Consider the following 5,228-nt stretch of genomic DNA (forward strand, 5'->3'; position numbering starts at 1 on the left):
CAGGTGCAGGAATGGCGCTGATTCTTGCGCCATTAATTTTATAGGCCAGTGCTGATTGCCGCCGATAGCTGCAGGTGTGCCTGTTCCACGGCCCGAGCGACCGCTTCTTCACCGCGCACCATGGCGCCCAGGTAGACGAAATCCACCGAGTGGATGCCCACCGTAGACAGGATGGTGGTCATGTAAGGCGTGAGAAAGTCCGGTTCATGCCCCTTGCGCGCATTGCCGCTGCTGACCAGCACGAAGGTGCGGCGGTCCTTGAGCAGGCCGACTTTTTCGAACTGCGCATTGATGGTAAAGCTGCGATGGATGCGCACCACATGGTCGATCCAGACCTTGAGCGCCGCCGGTACGGTGAAGTTGTGCACCGGCGTGCAGACGATTAACAGGTCGCAGGCTTCCAGTTCGACGATCAGCTGTTCCGACAACGCCGTGGCGCTGCCACTCAAGCCGCCAGGCGTAGTGAGTGCATTCGCGTATTCACGGGTCAGCGGCGCCAGCGCCTGGCTGCCGTAGTCGCGTTCGATGACCTCTGCGCCAGGCACCAGGTCGTTGAGCAAGGCACGGGCCAGCTTGAAGGTCTGCGCGGCCTTGCCGTGGGGGCTGAAGCTAAGGAGCAGGGCGCGGGTCATTGGCTCAGGTCCTGGGAAAAGTGCATGCCTCGCGGCAGCAGGCCTTGGCGGAAATAGAAACGCTGGGCCAGGGCCATATGCAGGCCGGTGTCCAGCACCAGGTAACGATAACCGCGTGCGCGGGTTTCTTCGCGGACGCGGTCGAGCAACTGCTCGCCCAGGCGTCGGCGCTGCAAGGTGGCGTCTACCACCAGGTCATCGACGTAGATGAACTTGCCGTACAGGGTGTTTTCCGTCAGGCGGTAGCCGGCCAGGCCAATGACTTTGCCGTGTTCGCGTGCGGCCAGCAGATGATAGCCGTTCTGGCGCTGGCGTTGAACCTGCGCGGCGAAACTGGCGGCGTCGGTCAGGTGCGGGCGCAGTTGCTGCATCACGGCAAAGCTTGCGAGGCAGTCGGTCTCGGTTTCCATCAGGGCGAACTCAATGGGCTCATTGCTCATCAAGGTTCTCCAGATGGGCCTTGATCGCCTCCGGTACTTTACGAAAACTGATGGCCACGCGGTTCAAGGCGTTCATCAAGGAAATGGCCAGGGTCAGGTCGGCGACTGCCTTCTCGTTGAACACCGCTGCCACGGCGGCGTAGTCGGCATCCGGCACGTGGGTTTGCGCCACCTGGGTGACCACTTCGGCCCAGGCCAGGGCGGCTTGTTCACGCACAGTGAACAACGGCAAGGCTTCACGCCAGGCGGCCAGCAGCATGATCTTTTCCAGGCTTGCGCCTTGCTTGAGCAGGCCGCGGGAATGGGAGTCCAGGCAATAGGCGCAGCCGTTGAGCTGCGAAACCCGTAGGTACACCAGTTCAATCAGTTCTTTCTCCAGGCCACAGCCATGCACATAGCTGTGCACGGTGCCCAGGGCCTTGTAACCAGCGGGGGCGGCGTTGCCGTAATCGAGACGGTGTTTCATGGGTGATCCTTGGGTTGCGTTAAGAGATGCGCCATTTTCGGTGGTGGCCGGGTTGCTCGACAGGGGCATGATTGGACAAGTGGGTTGGGACATGATCAGACTCCACCTTGTCGTCCTGCCGAGCCCCCTTGTGATGTCGTCATTGCCCAAATATCAGGAAATCTACCGCCGCTTCCGGCTGGCCATCGACCAGGGCCAACTCGGCCCCGGTGATCGGGTGCCGTCGGTGCGCAGCCTGGCGCTGGAACTCAAGATCGCCCGCGGGACCGTGGAGGCGGCTTACCAGTTGCTGGTCAGTGAGGGTTTTTTTGAGGCGCGTGGGCAGGCGGGCACCGTGATTGCGCGGACATTGCCGCAGGTGGCGATGAAGCCCCAGCCCGTCGCACCACCGCCGACATCGGCGCCGCCAGCCTTGCAAATGGGCCAGCCGGCGCTGGATGCCTTCCCGCGCAAGCTATGGGCACGGCTGGTCACCCAGCAAGTGCGCCGCACCGACGCCGACAGCCTGGCCATGGGCGATGTGCGCGGCGCCCAGGCGTTGCGCGTGGCGATTGCCAGCTATCTCGCGTTGTACCGAGGCGTGGAGTGTACGCCCCAGCAGGTATTTATCTGTTCGGGGTATGCCGGCTCCCTGACGCTGTTGTGCGATGCACTGCAAATGGCCGGGCAACGTTGCTGGTACGAAGACCCGGGCTATGTGCATGCGCGGCAGTTATTGAGGCATCAAGGGGTTGAGCTGGTGCCGGTACCGGTCGACCGTGAAGGGCTGGATGTTGAGCAGGGCATCCAGCGTGATCGGCAAGCACGGCTGGCGATTGTGACGCCGGCCCACCAGAGCCCGCTGGGTGTGGCGTTGAGCCTGACGCGCCGCCAGGCCTTGCTGGCCTGGGCGCAGAAGCAGGGCAGTTGGGTGCTGGAGGATGATTACGACAGTGAGTTTCGCTACCAGGGCCAGCCATTGGCGGCGCTCAAGAGCCAGGATGTGCACGACCGGGTGATCCATGCCGGGAGCTTCAGCAAAATGCTGTTTCCGGGCTTGCGCCTGGGCTATCTGGTGGTGCCGGCAGCCTTGGTGGAGGTGTTTGGGCGCAGCGCCGAGGCCTTGCAGCAGCGCGGTGCGCAGTTGTTGCAACTGACCGCGGCGGATTTTCTCGAGCAGGGCCATTTCACCCGGCACTTGAAAAAGATGCGTCAGTTGTATGCGTTGCGTAGGGGCTTTTTGGTCGCCGCGTTACAGGCCCATTGCGCGGATTTTTTACGCGTGGATGAACAGGCCGGGGGGATTAACCTGTTGGCGCGGTTGCGGGTGCCTGTTCCGGATCAGGTAGTTGCCATGGCATCCAATGAGGCGGGGTTGGCGGTTAACGCATTGTCAGCGTGGACCCTTGAGCCGGGAGGTGGGCAGGGGTTGTTGATGGGCTTTACCAATGTGGCGACGGCCGCACAGGCCAATGAACTGGGATTGAGGCTGTTGCAGATACTGCGGGCATGTCACCCGTAAAGTGTGGGAGCCGGCTTTTTGGGGGGCGCTTCGCACCCCAGCGCAAGCAAGCTTGCTCGCCACGGCAAGCCCGCTCTCACATTTAGATCGTGTTCAGCTTTAAATCGTCAGGGTTTTACGGGTGTTGGCAAGGTTACAAGGTTGATGTAGCCATCCCAGAATTTTTGCTGGTCGACACCAAACACCACCTTGGCTTTTTGCGTGCCCACTGGCGCGCCTTTTTTGTAGCCCAGCGCCCGTCCGTAATCGGCGCCAAACGTGGCGTCCACATCCACCCACAGGTCGCGAGACTCAGTGACAATCTCCGGGCGCACCAGAAACAGCGCCGGCAAGCTGTCCCAGGTAAAGCTGTGGTAGCTCGGGTCTTTGTCGAACAGCGGCCCGAACTCGTGCTTGTAGAGATCGGCAATCGCACCTTTGTGGGCTATCACGCGCTGGTACACCGACTTGTCGAAGGTGACTTTCTCACACACATCGTTGGGGAAAATCACGTGTTCGATGGGTGAGCGCAACACAATCTTCGCGGCCTCCGGGTCGAACCACCAGTTGAACTCCGCCGCCGGCGTGGTGTTGCCCGGAATCTCCAGGGCTCCGCCCATGTACACGATGCGCTTGATCAGCGGCACGATATCCGGCGCCGAGCGAATCGCCAGGGCGATGTTGGTCAGCGGGCCGACGGCCAGAATGGTCACCTGGTGCGGGTTGGCCCGCACGCTTTGCACAATGAACTGCGCGGCGGTTTCACTGCGCAGCTGGGTGTGGGTGGCCAGGCCATCCGGTGGCGCGACCAGCTGAGACGGCGACGTCGGGCGCGGGGTTTTGAACGCGCCCGGCCAGCCCGAACCAAACAGGGCTTTTTCTGCCTCGTAGGTGGCGTAGTCATGCAGCAACGGGTAGGCGGCGCCGGAGTAGACGCCGACCTGTTTTTCTACACCCATACGCTCTACGGCCTTGAGGGCGTCGACCTGTTCCTGGTCGACCCAGGCATTGCCGCTGACCAGGGTCATGCCCAGCAGGTCGATGCGTTTTTGCGCGTGCAACTGCGCGAGCATGATAAAGGCCTGGCCGTCATCATTGAGCACGTTGAAGTCGGTGTCGAAGATGACTTTTTCAGGCGCGGTTTGCGCTGCCTGTGCCGTGCCGGCACACAGGCCGACGGCGACAAGCAACGCGCAGCTTTTAAGAAAACCTTGCATGGTGATTCATCCGCAAAAAATTGTTGTTATTAACGGTTCACCAGTTTCGCCGGCAAGGCGATGACCAGGAAGCTGCTGAGGATCAGGCAGCCGGCGAAAAACCACAAGGCACCCGCACTGCTGCCGGTGACGTCGATGGCAACTCCCATCAAAGAGTTGCTCACTAAGCCTGCGATATTCGCCACCGAACAGGCCAGGGCAAAGCCGGTCGCCGCTGCGGTGCCTTTGAGGAAGGTTGCCGGCAGGCTGAAAAACACCGGCACGGCGCCGATGATCGCGGCTGAGGCAATGGCGAACAGCAACACGGTGGCGACCACGCTGTGGGTAAAGAACGTGCTGGTGGCCATGGCCGCCGCACCGATGAAGAACGGCACGATGATGTGCCAGCGGCGTTCGCGGTGTTTGTCGGAGCTGGCGCCGATCAGCAGCATGCCCAGCAGCGCCGCAACGCTGGGCAATGCAGTCAGCACGCCGATATGGAAGGTGTCGGTCACCCCGGCATTGCGGATGAAGGTCGGCATCCAGAACCCCATGGCATAGGCGCTGAGCAGGATCGAGAAGTCGATACCGCCGAGCATCCACACTTTGAGGTTGAAGAAGCCGTCACGGAAGCTGTGCTTGCTGCCGGTGGCGTCGGCTTCGTCCTTGCGCAGTTCGCTTTCCAGCAAGGCCTTTTCTTCGTCCGACAGCCATTTGGCCTGTTGGAAGGTGTTGGGCAGCGCCCAGAAAGTCAGCACGCCGAGCAAGACGCTGGGCACCGCTTCGATCAGGAACAGCCACTGCCAGCCACGCAGGCCGCCCATGTTGTCGAAGTGGCCCATGATCCAGCCTGACAGCGGGCCGCCGATGACGCTCGACAGCGGCAGGCCGATCATGAACAGCGCGATGATGCGCCCGCGTCGGTGCGTCGGGAACCAAGTGGTCAGGTAATACAAAACCCCCGGCAAAAAACCGGCTTCGGCGGCGCCGAGCAGAAAGCGCAGGACGTAGAAC

6 protein-coding genes are annotated in these 5,228 nt (G+C 61.7%); 1 reads left to right on the top strand and 5 read right to left on the bottom strand.

The genetic code is table 11. From position 1 onward, the window contains the following. Positions 1-38: 38 nt before the first annotated feature. From FEM54_RS23730 to FEM54_RS23740, 3 genes are read right to left on the bottom strand one after another with little or no spacing between them, the layout of a single operon-like run. Positions 39-632 (bottom strand): FMN-dependent NADH-azoreductase, encoded by a 594-nt coding sequence (locus FEM54_RS23730; RefSeq protein WP_017135465.1) that lies wholly within the window; start codon positions 630-632, stop codon positions 39-41. Continuing rightward, on the bottom strand, positions 629-1,072 hold the full coding sequence (locus FEM54_RS23735) for a GNAT family N-acetyltransferase (protein WP_138453358.1): 444 nt from the start codon (positions 1,070-1,072) through the stop codon (positions 629-631). Before FEM54_RS23735 ends, FEM54_RS23730 begins: the two co-directional genes overlap by 4 nt. Continuing rightward, complete coding sequence (locus FEM54_RS23740; RefSeq protein WP_099549884.1) at positions 1,062-1,538, bottom strand: carboxymuconolactone decarboxylase family protein; 477 nt, start codon at positions 1,536-1,538, stop codon at positions 1,062-1,064. Before FEM54_RS23740 ends, FEM54_RS23735 begins: the two co-directional genes overlap by 11 nt. A 133-nt stretch (positions 1,539-1,671) precedes the next feature. Between FEM54_RS23740 and pdxR the strand changes: the two genes are divergently transcribed. Beyond that, complete coding sequence (gene pdxR / locus FEM54_RS23745) at positions 1,672-3,039, top strand: MocR-like pyridoxine biosynthesis transcription factor PdxR (protein WP_138453359.1); 1,368 nt, start codon at positions 1,672-1,674, stop codon at positions 3,037-3,039. A 107-nt stretch (positions 3,040-3,146) separates the two neighbouring features. Here the strand turns inward: pdxR and FEM54_RS23750 are convergent, their stop codons facing one another. After that, complete coding sequence (locus tag FEM54_RS23750; RefSeq protein WP_138453360.1) at positions 3,147-4,235, bottom strand: nucleoside hydrolase; 1,089 nt, start codon at positions 4,233-4,235, stop codon at positions 3,147-3,149. A gap of 29 nt (positions 4,236-4,264) precedes the next feature. Further along, a partial coding sequence (locus tag FEM54_RS23755) for an MFS transporter (RefSeq protein ID WP_138453361.1) occupies positions 4,265-5,228 on the bottom strand: 964 nt, incomplete at its 5' end.

Source organism: Pseudomonas edaphica, assembly GCF_005863185.1.
Lineage (GTDB): Bacteria > Pseudomonadota > Gammaproteobacteria > Pseudomonadales > Pseudomonadaceae > Aquipseudomonas > Aquipseudomonas edaphica.